The following is a 23,515-nucleotide window of genomic DNA, read 5'->3' as shown; positions in this document are numbered from 1 at the left end:
CGATCACTTCCTCAACTTTCATTAATCATCACTTTTTTGTTTTGTCATTGCTTTAATTGTTTTTAATTGGCTATCAAGCGCCGCTAATGTACTCTCTAGCTTTTGATACTTCTTCACAATTTCATCTTGTTTTTGCAAGTTTTGCGTTTCAATATCTTTAATCTTTTTATCTAAATCACTTACACGTGAATCAATGTTTTTTACTCGTTCTCCAACTACACCTTTATCACCAAATAACTTATCAAGTGGCTCTTCCATCATTTTTCCTAAACCGTTAGAACTAAAGAAAAATTGCTTCGCTGCATCCGGTTTTTCTTTTAACGCTTTCGTTAATGCTTCGTCATTAACTTCCATCGTTCCATCTTGCTTTAATTGAATACCAAATGAGAATAAGTAATTGCCATCTTGTGAAAATGTTACAACATTATTCATAGCTTGACGCACACTTTGCATAATAGCTTGTCCTTGGAAGGCCCCACCTTTACCAGCAAAGATATCTACTGTAGCAACAGCTTTATTATAATCTGCAACCATCTTTTTAATAATATTTGATGCGTCTGTTACGTTCGAGTCACTTACTGTGAATTTTAGATCTATGCCTTTTGCTTTTGGTTCTGTTGTTGTACCTGCATCTGGTGTTCCTTCTACTTTCGGCTCAGTTACTTTCAATAATTCAATTTTCACACCGGGAAGGGCTTCAATGGTATTGCTCGGACTTGTACCATCAATACCATTAATAGTATATTTTGCATCCAACGCTTCGTTAATAGTATTTAATTTCATTTCCGTGGCAAGTGGATCTGTTCCTTCCACTTTCGAATAAAACAAATCTGTAAGTACATTAGGTGGTGTCTTCTCTAATTTAATTTCATTCGTTGCCCCTTCTTTTTTCGAGGTCATGAAAATTTTATTTCCAAGTGTATAAGCTGATACACCATAATCTCCATCATTAATTTTGTTAATTAAATCTTTATATGTCATATCAGTTGTTACTTTTAGTTCTTTATCACCTAGTTTTAATGTTTCATCTTTAGGAAGCTTTGCATTTATATCTTTAATTTCATTTGAAGCTATTTGATGACGCTGTGCAAGCTGTGTAATTGTCATATTGAAAGTGCCGGCAATCGCACCACCATCAGCTTTTACATTAATATAACCGTCTTGTGATGTTGTTACCTTTTTCTCATTCCCTTTAAAAGCCGCTAAGTTTTTAAAAGTTTGTGTGAAAGAGCTAAATTCTGATTTTAAACTTGTATATAATAGTTTATCTTGTGAAAGTTGGTTCTTTTCATTAGCATAAGGCGTCTTTCGCATTTCTAACGCTTGCATTTCTAATTCTACAAAGTTAGATGTATCGATCATATTATTTCCGAGGTTCCATATTTGTTGTCTACCACCGATACCAGTTAATGTTCCTGCCATAATTTCTCACTCCTTATAGATTACATGTAGTCTAAAATACTCGTTTTACTCATCGTACTAACAGCTTTTAACGTAGCTTCATACGTTGCGTTTATATAAGCTAAATCAGAAATTGCTACCGCTAAGTCAACATCTTCAATTTCTTTACGGTTTTCTTGAAGCGCTAAGTTTTGCTCGCTTAAAATTGTTTTAAACGTCTCCATTGTGTTCATTGTCGAACCAACTTCAGTTGTGCGATTAATGATGCCATCTAAGTTCTTCTTATTTTCTCCTAATAACGGCTGTAATGCTTTTTGGTCACCGTTTTGCATCGCTTCACTTATTTGTTTTAACGTTTTTATAACAGGGGATAGTAATGCTTCGCCGTTACGAAATGCTTTTAATTCATAACCGTCATTTAGTTGCCAGTTCACATCATTTTGTCCACCTTGATACGTACCATCTTCTGTAAATGGTTGTTTCTCTGTACTATCACCACCGAAAATATAACGACCTTGCTCTTTCGTATTCGCTAAATATACAACTTGTTTTAAAATTTGATCAATCTCTGCACCGATGGCTTTCAATTCTTTTTCACTATTCGTTCCATTTAACGCCTGAACTGTTAATTGATCTGCTCTCGTTAAAGATTTAAAAACACCTTGTAAAGTATTTTCAGTTTGTGTTAATACATTTTTCGAATCCGCTAAATCTTTTTGCATTTGTTCAATATTCGCCAACGAATGTTGAATCGCAAATGACTTACTTGCTGCAAGTGGATCTTCACTCATAAGAAGGTTTTTCTTCCCTGAAGTTACTTGATTTCGATGGTATTGTTGTTGCACATTCAAATCCATTAACTGATTCTTTGCCCAGCTTGCATTTTGAAATGTAGATACTCTCATTTCTATCTCCTCCTTTATCTATTTCAAATTAATTTAAAGAAGAAACCAGAATTATTTCCGGCTCTCCGCTTACCTAACTTATTCCTCTACCGCACCGTATCTCTGGTCTCACACCGATAGGTCCTCTATTAGGCACTGACCGCTTCTATCCTCTGCTGGCCCTCTCTTCAAACATAAAAGAAAAGACCTTCGTTTTTATCCCTCATTATCTAATAATCGAAAATAGACTATCAAACACTTCATTCATCGTAGAAATTGCTTTAGAGTTTGCAACGAAATATTTTTGGAAGGCCATTAAATTAACCATTTCCTCTTCCATATTAACGCCTTCAACACCCATCTTTTCTTGCTGAATCCCCTCTAATAAATCCCCATGAATTTTTTGATATGCATTCACTGCACTTTTATCAGATGCAATACCAACTACGAATTGGTCTAATGCTTGTTTATAAGAAAGACCTTCTTTATAATTTCCATCTGTAATTGCTGCTAGTTTATTTGCTGTTTCAGCTGATATTTTCATTTTCGAAACATCTTTTGCAAATTCCGGGTTTAATTTCATATCTTTCGCTTGATCTCCAACGAAGAACTCTTTCCCCATTACTGTGTTCACTTCATTCTTTACAGAACCCATTAATTCTTCAAGGTTTTTCTTATAACTAGCAATCTTCGCTTTCGTATCAATCGCTGATTGAATTGCTCCACTAGTTAAAGGAATTTCCGAACCGTAAATTTCAGCAGTCATTGGCTCTTTTTCTTTATTTAATTGAAGTGGATATGTATCTTGTCCATTTACTGTTAAAACACCATTCATTCTAACACTCGCGATATTAGGATTCATAGATTCATAAGACACTTCTATATTTGCATACTTAGACATTTCTGTAATGATACGATCACGTTCATCTAAAAGCTGATTTGGTACTTGTGTACCTGCTTGTCCAATTTTTTTATTCGCTTCCGCTAAACTAGCAGCAAGACGATTAAATTCATTTACATGCGCTCCAATATCTTCTGTCGTTTGTGCTTCTGCTGTATCTAAGCTTTTCGCCAGGCGATTTACTTGACTTGTAAACTTCCCAGTTTCAGAAATTAATGTATCGTAGTAATTTGGTTGTTCTGGATTTTTTGCAACTTCACGAAAGGCATTGAAGAAGCCATCCATTAAACTAGATAATGAATTCTTTCCTGTCGTTCCAGCCATAGACTCTACACGTGATAAAGTCGAATTCATGTAGTTGTAGTAAGAGAGTTGAGATAATTGATCGTTAAACTGTTTCGTCTTCACTTCATCTGTAATCCGGTCAACACCTAGCGTTTGTACACCGTAACCTATTTTTTGTTCCGGTGAATAGCCATGACTTGCTCCAGCCGATCCGTAATTCACCATTTGACGCACATAACCAGGCGTATGAATGTTTGATAAATTTTGTTTCGTCGTTTGTAATCCCATTTGTGCCGCTAACAAACCCGATAACGGCGTATTATAATCAGATAGTCTCATAATGTTTCACTTCCCCTTTACAATAGTTCGTTCATAAAGATTTGTGAATTATTGTTTCGCTCTAAATTATATTCAGAAACGGAATCCACAATACTTTCTGTAGTTTTTAATAGTACGTTTAAGTAATATTGATTTTTCAAAAGAATCATTTTTACATTCTCTTCTAATTCCGTTACATTTTTTTGTAATTTTTCCATTTTTTCAATTTCTTCATGAGAAAAATACGAAAATAACGCACTTACGCGAAATGATTCTACGCCCTGTTCTTTACAAAACTGAACAACCATTTCTTCAAATGAACTTGATAACTTTTTTAAACCATCAATGTACTGCAATTGCTCTACTTGTAACTTTTGAACTGCATTTACATTTTTATGTTTTAAATTCTCATATATTTGTTCTCCAAGCGCTTGAATGTTTTCATATGCTTTTTGAATAATAACGAGCTTTTCATATAATTGTATGTACATATAGTTTCCTTCCCTTTTACAAGACTAAATTTACAATTAAACCGTGGATTTCTCCAATTTGATTTAACATTTCTAAATGTCCCGTTTTCGTATTAATTAAATTCATAACATCTTCTAGCTCATTTAATCCCATTTCCGCTTGTTTCACAATCGTCATTTTCTGTGAATATCCGTAACGCGGATGACGAGACATGACATCTTTATATTGCAATACATTATCTACGTAAAAATTCAAAAATGATTTTACTGTATTTTTGTATTCCATTACATTATCAAGCGTTAATTCCATTTCAATTTTCTCTTTAATTTCTCCAATGTTATCGACAAATGCTTCCATTTGTTCTAGCAATTTATCTTTTTTCGGATCTGCATGCAAATTATCCGAAAATGCAAGTCCTGTCCTGACATTTGCTTCTTTCGGCATTTGAGTAGCAGGCGGTATATGCGATAAAATTGGATTATGCGAGATCGAACGCAGCATATATATCACCTATTTATTTTTTTATTTCTTCCTAAACTTAATCGTAAAATCCAGTTATTTATAATTATACTCTGAACACTAATATTTTGCAGTTATTTTTTATAAAAGATATGTTACAATTTAGCATGAGGTGGCACAAATCTATGAATATTTTTCTTTGTGGTTCAAATCAATTAACAGCATTAGATCAAGAAGAAATAAAAAAATTTTTAACTGACTATGCTCACAAACATAAAATTTACATATTATGTTATAAATCTATCGAAAATGAGATTCTTCGTTTTTTCATCGAAAACGAAAGACTCGCTCAAAATTTATGCCTTTACACGCTACAGCCGTTACAATCATTAACAGATGAATTTCAAGAGGTCGTTGATTACTTAAAAAGACACGGAGCCGAGTATGTCGCTTTTGATCATCCTTCCGACTCCATTTACCGATCGGATTATATGTTTTTTGTAAAACAAATAATTGAAGATACCGATTTAGTTCTCTGTTTTTATAATGGGGACAAGCATACATCTGTCATTCCCGTTGACGTTGCAAAAGATGCAGGAATTGATGCTGTTATTTATGATTTACCTGGTTTACATGAAAAACAGATGAAGAAAAACTTTGAACAAAAAATCCGTATGATGTAAAGGGGGAGGCACAATATCGTTATTGTGCCTATTATAAATATGATAATTGAACAAGATTATGATCATTTTATCGCGAGTTTTAAACAACAATTTAATATGGATATCGCTTCATATAAACAAGATAGAATGCGTCGTAGAATCGATGCTTTTATTTCGAGAAAAGGTTTTGAGAACTACACTAATTTTTTAAGTAATTTACGTACCGATCAAAATTTATTTTTAAGTTTTATTGATTATATTACAATTAACGTTTCAGAATTTTTCAGAAATAAAGAACGTTGGCAAACGCTAGAGACGAAAGCACTACCAAAATTACTTGAACAAAATAACGGAAAATTAAAAGTATGGAGTGCCGCTTGCGCTGCCGGTGAAGAACCATATACACTCTCTTTAATTTTATCGAAGCATCTAGCTCCATTTCGTTTTGAAATACAAGCAACAGATCTTGATTTTCACATTTTAGAAACTGCAAAACGCGGTCAATATACAGAACGTTCTTTAAAAGAATTACCTACCGATTTGAAAGAACGTCATTTCACAAAAGAGAATGATATATATTCATTACATCAAAACATTAAGCAAAACGTTACGTTCAAACAACATGACCTGTTAATGCAGTCGTTCGATACAAATTACGATTTAATCATTTGTCGCAACGTAATGATATATTTTACTGAAGAAGCAAGAGTAAAACTTTACGAAAAGTTTAGTCGTGCTTTACGAAAAGGCGGCGTACTATTTGTTGGTAGTACCGAACAAATTTTAACACCTGAACGTTATAATCTTCAGAGATTTGATACATTCTTCTACGAAAAAATATAAAAGAGGTCGTCACAATGTAAAGTGACGACCTTTTTATATAACTCGAATTAAAATAATAGCAACAATCCATACAAAGAGAAAAAGAAATGTCATAGACCATTTATGTTCTTGCATCGTTTGTTTCAGGGCCTGCGATAATTGTGTCATATTCATTTCTGCGAGCGCTCTCCATACACTCACATCCCGCTCTTTAGCAGTGCGATCTGTAACACTAATTAAAATAGTTTCGTTAGACAATTTCGTTATGTAAGCAGTAATAACCGTTACCATTAAATTTATATTTCCTTCTGAAGAATCACTTTCCACTCTAGAAATGAGTGCACTTACATCTAATAACGGAATATGTACCTTTCTACCAAATGATAGTTGTACTTCTGCGAAATCATACGTTCCATCTAACAAAGGAAGTTCTTTTATATGCGCCTGCTTAACAAGCCCTTGTAAACTTCTCATTACTTGTTCAAATACTTTTTCTGTTTGCTTCCCTTCTCCAGATAACGTATGCAACTTTTTAAAGAGTTGTAACACTGTATCCATCTCTTTAGAAAGCATTTCCTTCATAACCTTTCCATCACCTAAACTCGCAAGTAAAATCCCTATTTCATTATTTTTCGAAATAATCTTAGACTGTCCAGTAAACACTAGATTACTATGCTTTCGTTCTTTCTGGATTTCATGTTCCGAAATAGCTGCAGGCTGTTTTAATGGTTGTAGCGTCTTATTTTCAATTGTCGTACGTTTAATCTCCATCTAAGCGCCTCCACTACTATGAAATTATTAGCCCCATTCTTTATTACTTTTTAAAACTAAAAACAATACGAATAAACCTGACATGATGGCAAATACATTAGAAGCTTGTATTCCCTGTTCACTTTTAGCTTCTTTCTTATCTTCTGGCTTTTCTTTTTTTTCTTTCTTTTTCGAAATGACTTGATTGTTATTATCTTTATCTTTTTTTGCCTTCGTTTTATTTACTTCCTTGTTGTCTGTGAAAGGCTCTTTTATAACATAAGTAATTTTTTCTTTCTCTTTCAATGGTTCTTTTATAAGATTGTTTACTTTCTCTTCTTTTTTTGGAATTTGAACAACTGGCGGTTTTTCTTCCAGAAGCGGGATTTCTACTTTTGAGTCTTCCTGCTTCTCAGTTTCTTTCTTATCTTCTAATTTCTCTTCTTTCTCTCGTTCTTCTACCTTTTTATCCTCTTCTGTTTTTTGCTCCAAAACAGAAACGATATACTCACTTGCCTCAACCAGTTTATTGCCGGCCGCATCCACTATCTCTACAACTATTTCGTATGTCCCGATTGGCAACGCATCCGTTATTTCAAATACTTTTTGCCAATCCATATCGCGCTTATTGTAATCTAATAAAAAGGTAATCTCTTTATTTTCTTTTCCTTTTAATGTAACACGAACTTCTTTCACGGCTGATTCTACGTCTGTTGCCTTCACTCGTATACGTATAGAATCGCCTTGTTTCCGTTCAATTACGTTTCCCTTTGTCTCATCAATCGTAACTTTATGTAACTTCGGTAACTCTTTATCTAGCGTTGGCATTTCATTATTTATATGAATGAGCGGGACTTTCACTTCATTTTCTACAAGCTCTTCTTTCTCACTTTCTTTGTAACTTTGAACGAGCTGAAGATTCCAATCACCTTGCAAATCAAAAATCTCGACCTTGTATTTAGCAATCCATCGCTTCGTTTCCTCTTCATACTTAAACGATAGTATTCTTTCTTGTTCATACTGATCGCCGTTTTTTGGCAAGCGCAAAATACCTTTTATACTTTGAACACTTTGCTCTTTCGGCTCTACAATAACCCGCACTTCTTCGCCAACTTTTAATTCCGGCTTATTTACTGTAATAACCCCTTGATCCGTCTCTATCTTTTTTTCGATTTCTTGTTCATTTGTTACTTCTTGTTGTTTCTCATTATCTTGCTTCATTTCTTCTTGCTCTGGCTGCTCTTGAACTTCTTTGTTTTCTTCTTGCACATTCACTTCATTTAATTTTTGTTCTGGCACATTTTGCTCTTCCGCCTGACTTTGCAGCGGGAAGAGCAAGCATACATGTATGCTTAGCCAGCAAATTAGAAAGACCTTTACGCTTTTCATCTACTATTTCAACGCCTTATAGTGATTTCGTCACTTTTACTCCGAAAAATCCATCTATATTTACAAGTTCACCATACGCTACTAATACATCATTTACATAGATTCGAATTGGTTCATCAATATCTTCATCTAATACAACGGCTTCATTTTCTTGTAAACTTAATATATCTTGAATGGTTTTCACTGTACTTCCAAATACAAATTTCACGTTCATTTCTACATTTTGTAAGATGGATGTGTCCATGTAAACTGGTTCAATTTGTTTTACTTCTTTAAATTCAATAGGTTGCACAACAGGTTCTACAATTTTTTCTTCTTCAATTTCTTCCGTAACAATCTCTTCTTCCTCTTCCATCATTGGATATAGAAGTCTTCTTACCATTTCTTTCGCTTCTGAAATCGGTAAAATTTGATACATTTTCGATTGAAGCAGGTCGCCAATTTCAAGGTTGAACGTAATTTGGACGAGTTCGTCCACTTTCATTGACTCTCCCAAATATTCCATTTCTTCTTTTAACGTTACGAATTTAACATTTGGCGGTGTCATGTCCATTTTTTCTTGAAACATTTCTGACATCGCCGTCGCAGCATGCCCCATCATTTGGTTCATGATCTCTTTAATACCGCTCAATTCTAATTCACTAAGTTCTTTCTCTGGATCAACTTCTCCTGTTCCCATCATCATTAAATCTACCATTGTTAAAGCGACGTCTTTCGTAAATACGAATACATTCTCATTCTTTAGTCCTTCAACAAAATCAACATTTAAAATAACAAATGGGACTGGTACTCCGTCATAATGACGAACATTGATTGATTCTACATTCGGCGTGCTAATTGTAACTGGCTGATTTAATAGTGTTGACAATACTGTTGAAGCGGAACCAATTGAAATATTTGCAATTTCACCAAGGACATCCTTCTCTTCTTGTGTTAAATGCTCTTTTTCAACTTCTTCTACAATCTCAGTTTCCACTACTTCTGCTGGTTCGTCTTGCTTTTCTACGTCACCAGATAATTGCATTAATTTATTTACCATTCGTTTCGCATGTTCAACTGAAACAATTTGCACAAGTTTAGAATTTACAAGATTATCTATCTTTAAATCAAACGATACTTTAACAATCGTATGATTCCCATCGATTTCAGAGATTTTCTCCATTTCTTCTGATAACTTTACAACTTTAATTGTCGGCGGAGACATATCTACTGTATCTTGGAAGAATTCAGACATAGATGTAGCTGCGAACCCCATCATTTGATTCATCGCTTCTTGTACAGCACTTAGCTCTAATTCACCAAGTTCTTTTCCGTCTTCCACTTCACCTGTTCCCATCATCATTAAATCAGCAATGGATAATGCAACATCTTGCTTAAGAACAAGAAGGTTTTCCATATCTAACCCTTTTGTAAAATGAATGTTTAATACAACGTGTGGAACTTCGACGTCGCTTGAATCATATAAATCTACCAATTCTATACGAGGAGCAGTAATGCTTACTTGCCTATTTAAGATTGTTGATAATACAGTCGAAGCTGAACCAAATGATATATTTGCAATTTCGCCAAGAATATCGCATTCTTGAGGCGTTAAATGCTCATTTTCTTTTTCTAGCACAATTGTGCTCGTATCCCCTTTTGTGTGTTGCTCAGGCATTTTCTCTGCCTCCTCATTTCTGTTTTTCTATCAAATGATATAAACTCTCATTTTATTTTAACAAACTTATTATATAAAACGTTAATATGTATTTATTCCCATTTTTAGATTAGTAACGATTAACCAAAAAGCTCCCCAATTGTATACAAGTGGGGAGCTTTCCTTCATTCCTATTATAAACCTTCTGGGTTTAAAATGAGGACCACTCGTCCATCACCGAGAATCGTCGCACCAGAGAAATAGTTAGAACTCTCTGCAAAGAAGTCACCTAATGACTTTAGGACTATTTCTCTTTGACCGATAATTGTGTTTACAATAAGTCCATAGCTGCGATGTGTATTACGAACAATTAACACAGGAACCATTTGGCCATCATATGACGCAAACGCCTCATCTACTGTTTTCTCACCAAATACAGTACTTAAATGCTTCACTTCAATAATTTGATTACGGTAATTTAACACATCTTTTCCTTGTAAGGATTGGATGTCTTCTCTCTTAATCCGAATTGCTTCAACAATATTACCAAGAGGGAAAGCATAACGTTTATCATTCGTTTGAACAAGCATAGATTGAATAATGGACAACGTTAATGGCAGTTCAATTCTAAATGTACTACCTTTTCCTTCTTCAGAATCAATAATTAAATGTCCACCTAAACTATGAATCGTATGTTTCACTACATCTAATCCAACGCCACGCCCAGAAAGGTCTGATACAACTTCAGCTGTACTAAATCCTGGTTGGAAGATTAAATCAAATACTTCACGGTCCGTTAATTTATTTGCCTCAGATTCTGTTACAACACCATTTTTAATCGCTTTTTCTAATACTTTCCCTTTATGAATACCATTTCCATCATCCGTAATTTGAATAACGACATGATTTCCACTATGAAACGCTTCTAATTTAATCGTACCTGTCTCATTTTTACCTGCATCACGACGTTGTTCAACTGTTTCAACACCGTGATCAATTGCATTACGAATTAAATGAACGAGTGGGTCACCGATTTCATCAATAACAATTTTATCAACTTCGGTGTCTTCACCTGTAATTTGTAAATCGATTTTCTTCCCTAAATCTTTCGCTAACATACGTACCATACGCGGGAAACGATTGAATACCGTTTCAATTGGTACCATACGCATGTTTAGTAGTACATTTTGAATATCTTTTGAAATATCGCCTAATCGATTTAAATGCTCAATTAATTCCTTGTTTTGAATTGCTTGTGCCAATTCATCTATACGGCCACGCTCAATTACACTTTCTTCAAACATGTTCATTAATCTTTCAATTTTTTCTAATTGAACACGTATGGAACGATTTTCCACTTTACCATTTTTCGTTTTTGCAGCGCTTTTAGCTGGTGTAGCATTAGCTGATTGCTTCGATTCTTCTTTAGTTGGTTCCACATGCGTAGCCGCTTGTAAATCTTCCTGCACAGCTTCTTGTGTACCCAATTCTTTTGAGACTACTTCTTTTAATGTATGTCCTTGCTTCACTTCTACTTTCTCAATTTCAGAAACATGAAGCACTACTTGTTTTAATTCTTCTTCACTTTGATCAGTATCCATAAATACTGTGAACTCAAACCCGAAAGCATCTGCTTCAATTTCCTCAATACTTGGAACTGTTTTTTGTACATTACCTACATTTTGCAGTGCTTCAATACACATAATTGCACGTACTGCTTTTAAAATAGCTTGTTGCTCAACAGTTATATGCACTTCATGTGAAACTGCATCATTATTTATAGGTTCTTGCTCAATATATTCCGCAGGAGTTTCTACATTGCCATTCAATAATGCTTCTAATTTCTGCTTAGTTGTAATTACATCAATATTGCCCATTCCGCCTTGTTGCACATCTGCAACCATCTTCTCCAAATTATCAATGCACTCAAAAATCACATCAATAATCTCTGCATTTACAACTATATTCCCATGACGAATTTCATCTAAAACGTTTTCCATCTTATGCGTTAAATCCGCCATTTCCGTAAATTCCATACTCGCTGACATACCTTTAAATGTATGGGCTGAGCGGAATATTTCTCCCACAACATCCATATCAGTGGGATTTTGTTCTAAAGTTAGCACATTTTCATTTAGCGATTGTAAATGTTCTTCTGATTCTTCAAAAAATATATTTAATAGATCTGTTTGCATTTTAATCCCCTACCTGTCTAACAAACATTTCATTCATGTATAACAATTTAGTGTTTTAAAGCAAGAAAAAAGGGGGCCACACGCATATCCGCTATCAATGTTTAGATTCCTTGTGGCGCCCCTTCTATATTAGCTGTTTGCTACTTTTGTTAAAGCTTCGATTACGCGATCTGCTTGGAATGGCTTTACAATAAAGTCTTTTGCCCCACCCTTAATTGCATCTAATACCATACCTTGTTGTCCCATTGCAGAACAAATAACAACTTTTGCACTTGAATCAATTTTAATAATTTCTTTTAATGCTTCAAGTCCGTCCATTTCTGGCATAGTAATATCTAATGTTACAATATCCGGTTGAAGTTCTTTAAACTTCTGAATTGCTTCTACTCCATTTTCCGCTTCTCCGATTACTTCAAATTCAGAATTACTTTTTAATAAGTTTTTAATCATCGTTCGCATGAACATCGCATCGTCTACAACTAAAATTTTATGTGCCATTCTTTTTAATTCTCTCCTTCTATGTATAAATATATCTTAATATTTCACCTTATCATTCTCACTCATTATACAAAATAAAATGATAAAATTTAATATTTTTTTAAAAGAATTTTCGTATTTTCATTATTTTATTATTAAAATGATAATATACTATTCTTTTATGTAAATGACAACGCGACGGTTTTTCTCCCAATTTTGCGGTGAATCATTTGGTACAACTGGCTTTGTGTCTGCATATCCTACCGCAGCTAACCTTTTATCCTCCACATTATACACTTCAATTAAGTGATGAATCATATTTGCTGCTCTTGCTGAAGACAGCTCCCAGTTAGAAGGGAATTTGTCATTATGAATAGGTCTACTATCTGTATGCCCTTCAACAACAATCGGATTTGGTACTGATTGGAAAAACCCAACTAATTGACTTATTATCTCTTTCGCTTCTGGTTTAACGTTCGCGTCACCCGTATCAAATATTAAATTATCTACTATAACGACGCTTACTCCCGTATCCTCTCGATATACATTCACTTGACTAATACCGTTATTATCTACATATGCTTTTAACTTTTTATATAATTCGTCCATTCTCTTTTTAGAGACCATTTTTTCATCATTTTTTTCATGTGAAATATCTGGTATTGTATTTTCCATTACTTTTGCATCTACTTGCTCCACGTCACTAAACTTTTCAAGCATCTGTGACAATTTTACTGCATCCTGCTTTGATGTAGCAACTAGTAATACAAAGAAAGTTAATAATAACATCGTTAAATCTGTAAAAGTCGTCATCCAACGAGGCGATCCCTTTTGCGGTCGTTGCATCATAACCATACCACTCCTTGAAATATTAGGCTGCTCGTTTTACCTTTTTTATCTTTGTTTCGTATACATATGTATCGAGTTTCAACTTTAATTTAGAAGGAATTTGACCGCGATATAATTCTGAAATCGCTTCAATAACAAACTTCTTCTCTGTATATAAATCTTCAATACCACGATACACTTTTTCAGCAAGAGGGATTGCAATCATATTCGCAAGTACTGACCCATACAATGTCGTTAACATCGCAACTGCCATCCCTGTACCAATTTGCGATGTGTCTTGCAAGTTTTGAAGCATAATGATAAGACCGATTAAAGTCCCTATCATGCCCCAAGCTGGAGCGAAATCGCCAATTTTATCTAGTAATGCTGCCCCTTTTCTTAACTCATACACTTCCGTTTCAACATCTTTCATTAACACTTCTTTTAATTCATCTTCATCGTAACCACTTAACATTAATCGAATTCCTTTTTGAATAAAAGGATTGTCTACTTGCTCTCCATCAACTTCTAAAGAAAGCAAACCGTGTTTTTTAGACTTTTTCGAAAAATCGACAAACAAATCCGTTAACTGTTCTAAATCTTCTTCTTTTCTATGTAAAACAGTAAAAATACTTTTCGTATATTTTTTTATTTCTCCAAATCGATATGCCACAACAATTGTCGCAGTTGTTCCCCCTATGACAATTAAAATAGATGAAACATCTAAGAAGTTTTTAAAAGCTTTTACTCCGCCGCCGCCAATCATAATTGCCGCTATTACAATAGCAAAACCTACTATTATGCCCACTGGGCTAGAAATATCAAACTTCCTTTTTTTTCTTTCTGGTCTAGCAAACACTTGATTTTCGTCTCCCATATTCCGGCCCTTCCCTTTTCATTTTTATAAAACATTTTTTTATTTTAATAATGCGTTTTCACATATACTAAGTATTATACGCTCATCATCTATTTATCGCAATATACTCATAGAATTGACACATTTCATTTCCATATTAGAATTATAGTATGGAAATATGAGGAGGATCACGATGGAACATAACATTTTACAAGTCATTGCACTAGCAGAAAAACTAAAATATGAAATGCGACATAGCTGGCTTTCTAACGGACGTCAAGAAAGCGTTGCTGAACATACGTGGCGCATGTCTCTAATGGCCATTTTAGTTGAGCCTTATTTAGATCAAAAAGTAAGCATTGAAAAATTACTTAAAATGGTTATTATTCACGACCTAGTCGAAGCTGAAGCTGGTGATATTCCTGCTTTTGATACAATGAATAGTCATGAATTACAATTACAAAAACAAAAAAATGAGCAAGAAGCCATTTTAAATATTAAACGAACATTAGAAGGTTCTCTCGGTCAGGAATTATATGATTTATGGATGGAGTTTGAAGCGAAAGAAACGTACGAAGCAAAAGTAGCTAACGCACTTGATAAGCTTGAGGTGAAAATTCAACATAACGAAGCTGATATTGATACGTGGCTACCAATTGAGCATAAAATGACATTCCAAGTAGCAAAGCATACAAACTTTGATTCTTTCCTATCTAAATTACAAAAAATGATTGAACAAGATGGAGAAAAGAAACTACTCGCTGCCGGCATTGACGTGGAAGCTTGCAAACGATAATGAAAAGACACTCAATTTGAGTGTCTTATTTCATTATCGTTGATACAGCCTGCTTATAAATCAGTTGTTGTTTTCCATCAACTAACATTAAAATAGTAAATTTATCTATCGCAACAACTTCTCCTACTATTCTAACGCCACTCTTTAAAAATATCGTAACAATACCTTTTTCTGCTTTTATTTGCTTATATAACTCTTCTTGTAAATGTTCCAAATACTGTTCTCTCCTTTTCGCGAAATATCTTAATATAAAAAACTACAAATTATTTATGTAATTTATCTTTTACATTCATAAACTTATTAATAAGTATATCTAAATCTCGGCTAAATAACAAAACTTTATCATGTTCCAATCCATGTCTAGCAACAAGTTGAATTAGCTCTTTCTTTTTGTTTTCTATTTTATTGTATAATTTTCCCATCTCCATCTCTTTACTAAAACTCCCTTTTCCCATAATATTACTTGTAAAATTATAGTACAAATCCTCTCATAAAAAAATATAAAAATGGTTTTTTTTACAATTTTTATATTTTTCCATGAACAAATCGCAAAATATGTAACGATTTCTTCACATATCCCTAGCCAAACATACAATCAAAATGACCATACAGGCGTTTGTCTAATTACAAAAGAGACTGGCTCCTTTTCCATAAAAAAACATACTGTATATAGTAGTCCATGAATTATATAGATTAACTTACTCAAAAGGAGGAAAACATATGAGCTTTGGTGGAAGTTGCGCTGGTTTCGGCGGTGGATTTGCTTTGCTTATCGTACTATTCATCCTTCTAATCATCATCGGATGTAGCTGTTGGGGTGGCGGCGGATTCGGATACTAATATATCCTATCCTTAACAATTGAACAAAAAACTATACGAAAACAGCTCATATTTGAGCTGTTTTTTCATACTTTCGTATGAATGAATATCCCTCTTTTTTGCGATTTCAACTACTAAAAAAACGTTTACTATGAAATTAAGAAATACTTTACTAAGGAGGATTACAATGATTAAAGGTCTTTACGAAGCACATTTACCTGTCCGCAACCTAGAGATATCCATACCTTTTTATGAATCACTTGGACTGAAATTATATAAAAGAGGAGATGATATTGCTTTCTTTTGGATTAAAGAAAATGAAAGTTGGCTCGGCCTTTGGGAAGGCACAGAATACAAAGTTAATTATCATCCCTCTTTACGACACATCGCCTTTCAAGTAAGCTTACATGATTTAGAAAATGCGATTCATTGGCTAAATCAAAAAGGCATTTCAGCACGAAAAGATTTCGGAATGGAACCAATTGAACCGATTGTTTTTCCAGAATTAGCGCATGCCGCGGTATATTTTAACGATCCTGACGGAAATAGTCTAGAATTGATTGCACAATTACCTGTTGGACTTCCTACAGCGGAGAAAGTGTATGTATGTGAGTGGAAAAAACAAGTTCAAGCATCATCATTACATAAAGATTAATCTTGTTATGTCAGTTTCTTATTCTACACTTCTAAAAACAAATAATAACTTCAAAAAACTATTTTACGGTCAAACGTAAAGTGTACTTGGAGATTGGTTTCATACTGTAGCTTTAGTAACATTCGTCTATAGCATAACGAAATCTCCGTTTATGATCGCACTCACCTTTATAAGTAAAGGTTTACCTCAACTTCTACTTAGTCCTTTCATAGGCGGAGTTGTAGATCGTTTTTCTAAAAAGAAGATTCTGATTTTTACCGATATTTTACGAGGCATGATCGTCCTCACTTACTTATTTGCACTATATAAAATTGAGATTATTTTCATTTCTAATATATGTTTAGCTGTACTTTCTTGTTTATTTGAGCCGGCTAAACAAGCAACCTTAAAAAATATCGTACACCAAGATCATTTCGTAACTGCTAACTCTCTCTCTAGTACAATGAATGGTTTTATGTCTATTATGGGGGCTTCTTTGGGCGGAATCCTTGCACAATCTTTACATATTGAGTTCGCTTTTTTAGTAAATAGCCTGTCATACTTTATTTCAGCCTATTTTATTTATAATATGAGCGTCCCTTCTCATGATACTTGTAATAAGGAAAAAGCATTTTTTACTGATATAAAAGATGGGTATACATACATATTGCAAACAAAAATTATTTTAACCTTAATTCTTGTTGGCATTTCATGGGGCATGATTGGAGGTGCTTATCAGCTACTTCTAACGATCTATGCCGAAAAAATTTTTCACACCAACATTGGAATTTTATATGCGGTTCAAGGGGCTGGGCTTATGATGGGAAGCCTCCTCGTTAATCTTTATATATCTCATAATAAAGAAAGAATGAAAAAAGCATTTGGTTGGGCCTACTTCCTACAAGGAGTTTTCTTTCTCGGATTCATTTTATCCAATCAACTTATTGTCGGTATTATTACATTGCTCTGTATGCGCATAGCAGGAGGAATCATCGTTCCACTTGATACGACATTACTTCAAACTTACACGAAGGAAAATATGATGGGTAAAGTTTTTTCATTCCATTATTCCATTTATGGATCTCTTATTCAGTTATCTATGTTTTTTACAGGAGCGCTTCTAGAAGTTCTTTCTCCGCAAGTTATCGGTACCTTGTTAGCTATATGCTGTATTTTTGTTAGTTTTATATGGCTGTTCTTGTATTACCGCGGGAAACTGAGTGAAGAATCCACTATCATTTAATAGCATGTTTATGTACATGCTATTTTTATTTATGTCGAAATACAAAGGAAAAAGGCGATTTATTTCCCTTACGTTCTAATTTTTTAGAATGTACAATAAATTTAGATTATAAGAAAGGAGATGCCATAATGTTTGACGATAGACTTACTATTTCAGCTGAGCAGCAGAAGCTCATTTCTAATGCAACCCGCATTCAAATTCTTCACCTGTTAAAAGACGAAGCACTCACTGCAAAACAAGTAGCTACTAAACTAAATAAATCTGCTGGTAGCGTACATTATCACGTTCAAATTTTATATGATGGAGGGTTACTTGAATTAGTAGAAACGAAAGAAAAACGGGGAATTATTGAAAAATATTACAAGGCAAAATCTGCTCATTTCTATATTGAAGAAAGCGGCACAGAAGGAACGAATACAGGTAGTCATATTGTATCTCATTTATTTTTAACTCCAGAGGAATTACAACAGCTTACGTGGGAAGTTACACAAGTTTTATTACGCTGGGAAAACAAAACCGCTCGTCAATCAAACTCCGAAGAGGAATACGCTATTTCCTGCAGGATAAAAAAACAATGAAAGAAAGGTCCAGCTGCTCATGAAAAATAAATTATTATTATTGTCGGGAACAGGAATTTCTCGTTTAGGTGATTTTATGTATCTCATCGCCCTAAACGTAATGGTGTTAAATAGCACAAACTCCCCTGCTGCTATAGCAGGATTATGGATTGTAGGTCCAATCGCAACCGTTTTTACAAAAATATGGTCTGGCAGTATAGTGGATCGATTAAACAAACGATCCATTATGCTCATCACAGATGTAATTCGAGCAGCTCTCATTGGCTGTATTCCACTATTTGATTCTATTTGGGCCATTTATATTTTTATCTTTTTGACTCGTATTGCCACATCATTTTTCGATCCAGCTTCATTTTCTTATAGAACAATGCTCATACAAGCTGAAGAACGTGCTCAATTCAACGCTTGGAATAACTTTTGTACAAGTGGGGCTTTTATTATCGGTCCAGCCCTTGCTGGAATACTTCTCACCACGTACTCAGCATCCTTTGTAATTTACTGCAACTCACTTTCCTTTCTACTTTCTACTATTCTCATTTATTTCTTGCCAAACATTACATTACAAACAAAGCAAAACGAGGAAGTTGCAAATACTTTCGTACAAACATTACGAAGTGATTGGAAACAAGTTTTTTCATTTGCTCGAACGGAAACTTACATCATTCTCATATTCGTTTTATTTCAAGCTACTATGCTTGTTTCTATGGCGCTCGATTCACAAGAAGTTGTATTCACAAAACAAGTACTGTTTTTATCCGACATGGAATATAGCTTGCTTGTTAGTATAACTGGTGCTGCATATATTTTCGGTTCATTTCTTGTTTCTCTCTTTGCTAAACGATTACCGATTCAATCTTGCATCGGATTCGGTATGATATTCACAGCAATAGGTTATGTAATTTTCGCCTTTTCAAATTCATTTATAGTCGCGGCAGGCGGTTTCATTTTACTGGGCATTTCTTCATCATTTGCTGGTACTGGCTTTATCACATTTTATCAAAATAACATCCCAGTTCATATGATAGGACGCATTGATAGCGTATTTGATTCTATAAAAAATTTCATCCAAATCTTTTTCATTTTAGCAATTGGGGCATCCGCACAATTTCTTTCCGTTCAAATTACTGTAATCATTAGCTCGTTACTCATTCTTCTCCTTTCCTGTTTATTAGCAATCCGGGTAATGACGCCTTCACGAGAAAAATATTTTAAGGCTACAGGGTCATCATTAGAATATTAAATGCATCATAAAAAGCGGCTATTTAGCCGCTTTTTTCCCGTTTTAAAGGACAGTAAGCCCCACTGATTTAAGTTTCACTTTATGCTAAAATATGTATTGGATTTGATTATGTAGGAGGGTTATTTTGGAGATTATATTCACTTTCATATGTATTATATTAGTAGCTTCTATTTTACAAACAAGTACAGGTTTTGGCTTTTCTATTATGGCAACACCTTTCTTACTCATGCTATTTCTACCACAAGAAGCTATACAAATAAATATTATTTTATCATTAATTATTTCCATATCACTCATTTGGAAAATAAGAACAGACATTGATTTTATTCTACTGAAAAGATTAATTTTCGGAAGTATAGTTGGTGTTCCTTTTGGTATTTTAATTTTCACTTCTATTAACATCAACACATTTAAATTAGCAATTAGCATCCTGCTCTTACTATTAACGTTGATGCTAATATGCAACTTTAAGATTAAATCAACAAAATCTAGAGATTTTATAGTTGGCGGATTATCTGGTCTTTTAACGACAAGTATCGGTATGCCAGGACCACCCCTGTTACTTTACTTTACAGGAACGGATACGAAAAAGGAGAAGTTACGAGCAACTACATTAGCCTTTTATCTATTTATATATTTCATTAGTCTACTAACTCAAATACTCTTTACTGGTACAAATAAAACAATTTGGGAATCAAGTTTTTATGCTATTCCAATCGTATTTCTAGGTTTGTATATAGGTCAAATTATTTTCAAATGGCTTAATCAACGGATTTTCAAAATATTTACGTATATCCTTTTAAGTTGTACGGGTATGTATCTTCTTATTGAGAGTTTACATTTGTTATAAGTAAGCTCTTCAAGATAAAAGATGCTTTAGATTGTACAAAAACATATAGACTTAAACGATAAAAAGCGGCTATTATGCCGCTCTTTATTTTCACATTAAATATTTTAAAACTAAAAGACCACCCATTGCTATTACAAAGACATTGAAAAAAATCATCCAACGTTTTTCAAATTCTTTACATCTCTCTTCTTTCACTCCACATTGTTTTAGTTTTTCAATTAAAATTGTTAATTCTTGATTATACTCTTTACTTCCTAATTGTATAAAATTATTATTTATATTAATTCCATATACATTCTTCATTTTTTTATGTCGCGAAACCGCTTGAATTGAGCTTATTAGCACATTGTACTCATTTATTTTTTTAAAGTAGCAATCTAACGATATAATTCGTAATCTTGTATTTGTTAAAACAATGTAATAATAAAAAGTAGCACCTGCAGTGAATATATTCGGTATAACTTTAGAATTTACAAGGCTCCCCTCATCCACTAATATTTCACATTCGATTTCTTCTCCTTCTTGTAACTCTTTCCGAACTGATTCTTCCAATATTTGCATCGTTAATTTCTTCAATAATTCCCCGTTTTTCACATAATACTTATCTATATTTATAGACTCATTCGCTTCTTTCTCTAAACGTGTAATTTCTTCCTCTGAATATTGGAGCTCATTTAACATAGACAATAATCTTTTATCCATATTACACACTCCCTTTCCACAATTTTTGAAACTTTTTCTTCCCACGAGAAATTCTATTGTATATATAATCCGCCGTTACTTTTAATTCTTTCGCAATATCGTCAATGGAATATCCATCAATATACCTCTTTAAAAAGATATATCGATCTTTCTTATTTAAATCTTGGACGATTTCCATAATCTCTTCTTCTTTTTCTATTTCATACCTATCATGAATACCTGTATCTATTTCTACGTCTTTAGCGATTTTATTCTCTTTATATACTTTCTTTTTATATTCCAATGCCTTTAATTTAGTAATACCAATCATCCAAGATTTTAAGTTTCCCTTTTCTATATCAAATTGGTCGATATTAAACCAAATGACAGTAAATACATCGTTATAACAATCATCCACAAATTGTTTTTCAATAGGAGTACTTAATGATTTATGAATAATGTACAAAATTAATTTTCCATACTGATCAATCACTTCTTTCAAAGCATCTTGATCATGTTTTTTCATAGCTATAATTAAATCCTCTTCAGAATTGAAAATCATAAGCATCTTCCTTCCTCAATTCCCCTTTAGCAGCTGCCTTTACTTACTATTGTTATTTCATTCTCATTTTCTATCACTTTTATAAAAAATTCTTAATTTTTATTTCTATGTATAATGATAACAAATAAAATACCTAAGTTCAGAAAGGATTATCTACATTCCGAACTTAGGTATTAACAATCAAACTATTCACTTATACTAACGTTTCATCACACAGCTCTGTTACATTTTTAAAGTACTGCAAGTTCTCCTTCGCTTCAGCTTCATTAAATAAATTGAGCTGCTTCATTATTTCAGCAGCAAATTCCACGTACGCAGATCCTACCGCTGTTATGATTTTCCCATCAACGGTTACATCTTTATTTTGTTTATATTCCCATTCATGTAAATGCGCTAATTGTTTTTCATCTGGTGTTAATGATGTTGAGAATTTCTTCTTATTAAGTACTCCTGCTGCATGTAGTAAAGATGTCCCTGCACAAATACCCGCTATCCATTTATTTTGCTTATGTAATTCGTTCACGATAGATAACAACTTTTCATTTTCTAAATGGTCAAAAATATGTCCCCCTGGTACGATAAGCACTTCATAGTCCGCTACTTCAATATGCTCGATAGAGACATGTGGTTGACACAAAAAACCACCTTCTCCTGTAACTGTTTTGCCGTCTATTGTTGCTGTTATTATTTCGAATTCCTTACTTATTAAAAATAAACTCGCTATATTCACTTCAAATTCTGCAAATCCATCAAATAAAAAGATTAATGCTTTTTTCATATTATCTCCTCCCCCTATACTTATTCGAAGAAAATCCTATTTCTCCTCCAAAAAAGGCAGACCTGCATGTAGGTCTGCCTTTTTACTCATTTCTTATTAAATCCTTTTTCACTTAAAAAGTCTTTCATATGCATTCTTTTCTCTTTAGACATAAACGAACTCATTGATTCTGTCCACGTTACATTTTTATTGTTTGATGATCTTTCTTTGTAATACGAACTCATCGTTTCATCGTATTCGTTTAATAATTCATCATATTTCTTTTCATCATATCCATTTTCATGAAGGATTGCTGCTACTGGTAAACGTGGTTTCACTCCATGTTCTTCATCTGGTACACCAACTGTCATTCCGAATACAGGATATACTTTATCTGGTAAATGAAGCAATTCACTTACTTCTCTCGGATTATTACGAATACCACCAATATAACAAATGCCGTACCCTAACGATTCTGCTGCTAACGCTAAGTTTTGCGCGAAAAGCGAAGCATCTACCGTTGCAACGATAAAGTCTTCCACTCCTTCATGCTTTATCTCTGTACTATGCTGTTCACACGCTATTTCAAGTCGTTTTAAATCTGCACAACAAACAAAGAATGCTGCGCAGTCTTTCACGTGACGATTTCCGGATAACTCTGCTAGTTTAGCCTTTAGATCTTGATTTGTTACATATATAACAGAATACGCCTGTACAAAATGTGAGGAAGCGGCATGCTGCGCAGCTTGTACCATTCTTTCTACTACATCTTTCGGGATTGATTCTTCTTTATATTTACGAACTGAAACGTGTTGCTCCATTTTATGTATAATCTCATTCATGAAAAACACTCCTTTTTTCTCTTCATAATGAAAAATTAACATATCTTTTTCAATATTCACAACTTATAAGCACAAAAAGAGCAATTCTTTTTGAATTGCTCTTTTTAAAACGTCTATCAATACGGTAAATGAAATTATATCGGCGATTTTTCAAATATATCGACGATTTCCCGAATATA

At 33.6% G+C, this 23,515-nt stretch carries 26 protein-coding genes and 1 pseudogene; 9 read left to right on the top strand and 18 right to left on the bottom strand.

Annotated features, from left to right (window positions below; genetic code table 11):
• Window positions 1-21: 21 nt before the first annotated feature.
• The 5 genes from MHB74_RS08495 to MHB74_RS08475 all read right to left on the bottom strand — a co-directional run bounded on the left by MHB74_RS08495 (window position 22) and on the right by MHB74_RS08475 (window position 4,761).
• Window positions 22-1,422: a flagellar hook-associated protein 2 gene (locus MHB74_RS08495; RefSeq protein WP_061680544.1), complete on the bottom strand. Its 1,401-nt coding sequence runs from the start codon at window positions 1,420-1,422 to the stop codon at window positions 22-24.
• A gap of 20 nt (window positions 1,423-1,442) precedes the next feature.
• Window positions 1,443-2,306: a flagellar hook-associated protein 3 gene (locus tag MHB74_RS08490; protein WP_061680543.1), complete on the bottom strand. Its 864-nt coding sequence runs from the start codon at window positions 2,304-2,306 to the stop codon at window positions 1,443-1,445.
• Window positions 2,307-2,511: 205 nt separating this feature from the next.
• The gene (gene flgK, locus MHB74_RS08485; RefSeq protein WP_061680542.1) at window positions 2,512-3,810 is read right to left on the bottom strand and encodes a flagellar hook-associated protein FlgK; all 1,299 of its coding nucleotides are present in this window, start codon (window positions 3,808-3,810) and stop codon (window positions 2,512-2,514) included.
• Between the two features lie 17 nt (window positions 3,811-3,827).
• Window positions 3,828-4,280 carry a hypothetical protein gene (locus MHB74_RS08480; protein WP_061680541.1) on the bottom strand — a complete coding sequence of 151 codons (453 nt, stop codon included), beginning with the start codon at window positions 4,278-4,280 and terminating at the stop codon, window positions 3,828-3,830.
• Between the two features lie 16 nt (window positions 4,281-4,296).
• Window positions 4,297-4,761, bottom strand: coding sequence for a YaaR family protein (locus MHB74_RS08475; protein WP_000946323.1), 465 nt, complete (start codon window positions 4,759-4,761; stop codon window positions 4,297-4,299).
• Between the two features lie 143 nt (window positions 4,762-4,904).
• On the opposite strand from MHB74_RS08475, the gene MHB74_RS08470 reads away from it, so the two are divergent.
• The gene (locus tag MHB74_RS08470; protein WP_061680540.1) at window positions 4,905-5,402 is read left to right on the top strand and encodes a hypothetical protein; all 498 of its coding nucleotides are present in this window, start codon (window positions 4,905-4,907) and stop codon (window positions 5,400-5,402) included.
• Window positions 5,403-5,441: 39 nt separating this feature from the next.
• A complete protein-coding gene (gene cheR / locus MHB74_RS08465; RefSeq protein ID WP_061680539.1) occupies window positions 5,442-6,224 on the top strand; it encodes a protein-glutamate O-methyltransferase CheR in 783 nt (260 codons plus the stop codon).
• A gap of 33 nt (window positions 6,225-6,257) precedes the next feature.
• Here cheR and MHB74_RS08460 read toward each other — a convergent pair whose 3' ends face one another.
• From MHB74_RS08460 to MHB74_RS08430, 7 genes are all read right to left on the bottom strand, one after another.
• Window positions 6,258-6,974, bottom strand: a complete 717-nt coding sequence (locus tag MHB74_RS08460) for a hypothetical protein (RefSeq protein WP_000403983.1) — start codon at window positions 6,972-6,974, stop codon at window positions 6,258-6,260.
• Between the two features lie 27 nt (window positions 6,975-7,001).
• A complete protein-coding gene (locus MHB74_RS08455) occupies window positions 7,002-8,342 on the bottom strand; it encodes a hypothetical protein (RefSeq protein WP_061680538.1) in 1,341 nt (446 codons plus the stop codon).
• Window positions 8,343-8,358: 16 nt separating this feature from the next.
• Window positions 8,359-9,999: a flagellar motor switch protein gene (locus tag MHB74_RS08450; protein WP_061680537.1), complete on the bottom strand. Its 1,641-nt coding sequence runs from the start codon at window positions 9,997-9,999 to the stop codon at window positions 8,359-8,361.
• A gap of 173 nt (window positions 10,000-10,172) precedes the next feature.
• Window positions 10,173-12,173 carry a chemotaxis protein CheA gene (locus tag MHB74_RS08445; RefSeq protein ID WP_061680536.1) on the bottom strand — a complete coding sequence of 667 codons (2,001 nt, stop codon included), beginning with the start codon at window positions 12,171-12,173 and terminating at the stop codon, window positions 10,173-10,175.
• A 129-nt stretch (window positions 12,174-12,302) separates the two neighbouring features.
• Window positions 12,303-12,671, bottom strand: coding sequence for a response regulator (locus MHB74_RS08440; RefSeq protein ID WP_061680535.1), 369 nt, complete (start codon window positions 12,669-12,671; stop codon window positions 12,303-12,305).
• Between the two features lie 150 nt (window positions 12,672-12,821).
• Window positions 12,822-13,499, bottom strand: coding sequence for an OmpA family protein (locus MHB74_RS08435; protein ID WP_061680534.1), 678 nt, complete (start codon window positions 13,497-13,499; stop codon window positions 12,822-12,824).
• 22 nt (window positions 13,500-13,521) lie between these two features.
• A complete protein-coding gene (locus MHB74_RS08430; protein ID WP_000502146.1) occupies window positions 13,522-14,355 on the bottom strand; it encodes a flagellar motor protein MotP in 834 nt (277 codons plus the stop codon).
• A gap of 172 nt (window positions 14,356-14,527) precedes the next feature.
• On the opposite strand from MHB74_RS08430, the gene MHB74_RS08425 reads away from it, so the two are divergent.
• On the top strand, window positions 14,528-15,130 hold the full coding sequence (locus MHB74_RS08425) for an HD domain-containing protein (protein ID WP_061680533.1): 603 nt from the start codon (window positions 14,528-14,530) through the stop codon (window positions 15,128-15,130).
• A gap of 25 nt (window positions 15,131-15,155) precedes the next feature.
• Here MHB74_RS08425 and hfq read toward each other — a convergent pair whose 3' ends face one another.
• Window positions 15,156-15,344: an RNA chaperone Hfq gene (gene hfq, locus MHB74_RS08420; protein ID WP_061680532.1), complete on the bottom strand. Its 189-nt coding sequence runs from the start codon at window positions 15,342-15,344 to the stop codon at window positions 15,156-15,158.
• A gap of 49 nt (window positions 15,345-15,393) precedes the next feature.
• Window positions 15,394-15,612: an aspartyl-phosphate phosphatase Spo0E family protein gene (locus MHB74_RS08415; RefSeq protein ID WP_061680531.1), complete on the bottom strand. Its 219-nt coding sequence runs from the start codon at window positions 15,610-15,612 to the stop codon at window positions 15,394-15,396.
• A 238-nt stretch (window positions 15,613-15,850) separates the two neighbouring features.
• Between MHB74_RS08415 and MHB74_RS08410 the strand changes: the two genes are divergently transcribed.
• The 6 genes and pseudogenes from MHB74_RS08410 to MHB74_RS08385 all read left to right on the top strand — a co-directional run bounded on the left by MHB74_RS08410 (window position 15,851) and on the right by MHB74_RS08385 (window position 20,494).
• The gene (locus tag MHB74_RS08410; RefSeq protein ID WP_000007804.1) at window positions 15,851-15,970 is read left to right on the top strand and encodes a YjcZ family sporulation protein; all 120 of its coding nucleotides are present in this window, start codon (window positions 15,851-15,853) and stop codon (window positions 15,968-15,970) included.
• 166 nt (window positions 15,971-16,136) lie between these two features.
• On the top strand, window positions 16,137-16,604 hold the full coding sequence (locus MHB74_RS08405; RefSeq protein ID WP_061680530.1) for a VOC family protein: 468 nt from the start codon (window positions 16,137-16,139) through the stop codon (window positions 16,602-16,604).
• Between the two features lie 7 nt (window positions 16,605-16,611).
• A pseudogene (locus MHB74_RS08400) lies at window positions 16,612-17,826 on the top strand (MFS transporter).
• A 128-nt stretch (window positions 17,827-17,954) separates the two neighbouring features.
• Window positions 17,955-18,404 carry an ArsR/SmtB family transcription factor gene (locus MHB74_RS08395; RefSeq protein WP_000459092.1) on the top strand — a complete coding sequence of 150 codons (450 nt, stop codon included), beginning with the start codon at window positions 17,955-17,957 and terminating at the stop codon, window positions 18,402-18,404.
• 19 nt (window positions 18,405-18,423) lie between these two features.
• Window positions 18,424-19,644 (top strand): MFS transporter, encoded by a 1,221-nt coding sequence (locus MHB74_RS08390; protein WP_061680529.1) that lies wholly within the window; start codon window positions 18,424-18,426, stop codon window positions 19,642-19,644.
• A 124-nt stretch (window positions 19,645-19,768) separates the two neighbouring features.
• Window positions 19,769-20,494: a sulfite exporter TauE/SafE family protein gene (locus MHB74_RS08385; protein WP_061680528.1), complete on the top strand. Its 726-nt coding sequence runs from the start codon at window positions 19,769-19,771 to the stop codon at window positions 20,492-20,494.
• Window positions 20,495-20,584: 90 nt separating this feature from the next.
• Here MHB74_RS08385 and MHB74_RS08380 read toward each other — a convergent pair whose 3' ends face one another.
• From MHB74_RS08380 to nfsA, 4 genes are all read right to left on the bottom strand, one after another.
• Complete coding sequence (locus tag MHB74_RS08380; RefSeq protein WP_061680527.1) at window positions 20,585-21,196, bottom strand: flagellar motor switch protein FliG; 612 nt, start codon at window positions 21,194-21,196, stop codon at window positions 20,585-20,587.
• Window position 21,197: 1 nt separating this feature from the next.
• Window positions 21,198-21,743 (bottom strand): sigma-70 family RNA polymerase sigma factor, encoded by a 546-nt coding sequence (locus MHB74_RS08375; protein WP_061680526.1) that lies wholly within the window; start codon window positions 21,741-21,743, stop codon window positions 21,198-21,200.
• A 187-nt stretch (window positions 21,744-21,930) separates the two neighbouring features.
• Window positions 21,931-22,515 carry a type 1 glutamine amidotransferase family protein gene (locus MHB74_RS08370; protein WP_061680525.1) on the bottom strand — a complete coding sequence of 195 codons (585 nt, stop codon included), beginning with the start codon at window positions 22,513-22,515 and terminating at the stop codon, window positions 21,931-21,933.
• An 86-nt stretch (window positions 22,516-22,601) separates the two neighbouring features.
• The gene (gene nfsA, locus MHB74_RS08365) at window positions 22,602-23,336 is read right to left on the bottom strand and encodes an oxygen-insensitive NADPH nitroreductase (protein WP_061680524.1); all 735 of its coding nucleotides are present in this window, start codon (window positions 23,334-23,336) and stop codon (window positions 22,602-22,604) included.
• Between the last annotated feature and the right edge of the window lie 179 nt (window positions 23,337-23,515).

The organism is Bacillus sp. FSL K6-0069, from assembly GCF_038007785.1.
Lineage (GTDB): Bacteria > Bacillota > Bacilli > Bacillales > Bacillaceae_G > Bacillus_A > Bacillus_A mobilis.
This window is presented reverse-complemented; position numbering and strand designations above follow the sequence as displayed.

Excerpts from the sequence above, each read along its gene's own strand:
- MHB74_RS08495 (WP_061680544.1), bottom strand. The coding sequence starts at position 1,422 with ATGGCAGGAACATTAACTGGTATCGGTGGTAGACAACAAATATGGAAC.
- MHB74_RS08490 (WP_061680543.1), bottom strand. The coding sequence starts at position 2,306 with ATGAGAGTATCTACATTTCAAAATGCAAGCTGGGCAAAGAATCAGTTA.
- flgK (WP_061680542.1), bottom strand. The coding sequence starts at position 3,810 with ATGAGACTATCTGATTATAATACGCCGTTATCGGGTTTGTTAGCGGCA.
- MHB74_RS08480 (WP_061680541.1), bottom strand. The coding sequence starts at position 4,280 with ATGTACATACAATTATATGAAAAGCTCGTTATTATTCAAAAAGCATAT.
- MHB74_RS08475 (WP_000946323.1), bottom strand. The coding sequence starts at position 4,761 with ATGCTGCGTTCGATCTCGCATAATCCAATTTTATCGCATATACCGCCT.
- MHB74_RS08470 (WP_061680540.1), top strand. The coding sequence starts at position 4,905 with ATGAATATTTTTCTTTGTGGTTCAAATCAATTAACAGCATTAGATCAA.
- cheR (WP_061680539.1), top strand. The coding sequence starts at position 5,442 with ATGATAATTGAACAAGATTATGATCATTTTATCGCGAGTTTTAAACAA.
- MHB74_RS08460 (WP_000403983.1), bottom strand. The coding sequence starts at position 6,974 with ATGGAGATTAAACGTACGACAATTGAAAATAAGACGCTACAACCATTA.
- MHB74_RS08455 (WP_061680538.1), bottom strand. The coding sequence starts at position 8,342 with ATGAAAAGCGTAAAGGTCTTTCTAATTTGCTGGCTAAGCATACATGTA.
- MHB74_RS08450 (WP_061680537.1), bottom strand. The coding sequence starts at position 9,999 with ATGCCTGAGCAACACACAAAAGGGGATACGAGCACAATTGTGCTAGAA.
- MHB74_RS08445 (WP_061680536.1), bottom strand. The coding sequence starts at position 12,173 with ATGCAAACAGATCTATTAAATATATTTTTTGAAGAATCAGAAGAACAT.
- MHB74_RS08440 (WP_061680535.1), bottom strand. The coding sequence starts at position 12,671 with ATGGCACATAAAATTTTAGTTGTAGACGATGCGATGTTCATGCGAACG.
- MHB74_RS08435 (WP_061680534.1), bottom strand. The coding sequence starts at position 13,499 with ATGATGCAACGACCGCAAAAGGGATCGCCTCGTTGGATGACGACTTTT.
- MHB74_RS08430 (WP_000502146.1), bottom strand. The coding sequence starts at position 14,355 with ATGGGAGACGAAAATCAAGTGTTTGCTAGACCAGAAAGAAAAAAAAGG.
- MHB74_RS08425 (WP_061680533.1), top strand. The coding sequence starts at position 14,528 with ATGGAACATAACATTTTACAAGTCATTGCACTAGCAGAAAAACTAAAA.
- MHB74_RS08410 (WP_000007804.1), top strand. The coding sequence starts at position 15,851 with ATGAGCTTTGGTGGAAGTTGCGCTGGTTTCGGCGGTGGATTTGCTTTG.
- MHB74_RS08405 (WP_061680530.1), top strand. The coding sequence starts at position 16,137 with ATGATTAAAGGTCTTTACGAAGCACATTTACCTGTCCGCAACCTAGAG.
- MHB74_RS08395 (WP_000459092.1), top strand. The coding sequence starts at position 17,955 with ATGTTTGACGATAGACTTACTATTTCAGCTGAGCAGCAGAAGCTCATT.
- MHB74_RS08390 (WP_061680529.1), top strand. The coding sequence starts at position 18,424 with ATGAAAAATAAATTATTATTATTGTCGGGAACAGGAATTTCTCGTTTA.
- MHB74_RS08380 (WP_061680527.1), bottom strand. The coding sequence starts at position 21,196 with ATGGATAAAAGATTATTGTCTATGTTAAATGAGCTCCAATATTCAGAG.
- MHB74_RS08375 (WP_061680526.1), bottom strand. The coding sequence starts at position 21,743 with ATGCTTATGATTTTCAATTCTGAAGAGGATTTAATTATAGCTATGAAA.
- MHB74_RS08370 (WP_061680525.1), bottom strand. The coding sequence starts at position 22,515 with ATGAAAAAAGCATTAATCTTTTTATTTGATGGATTTGCAGAATTTGAA.
- nfsA (WP_061680524.1), bottom strand. The coding sequence starts at position 23,336 with ATGAATGAGATTATACATAAAATGGAGCAACACGTTTCAGTTCGTAAA.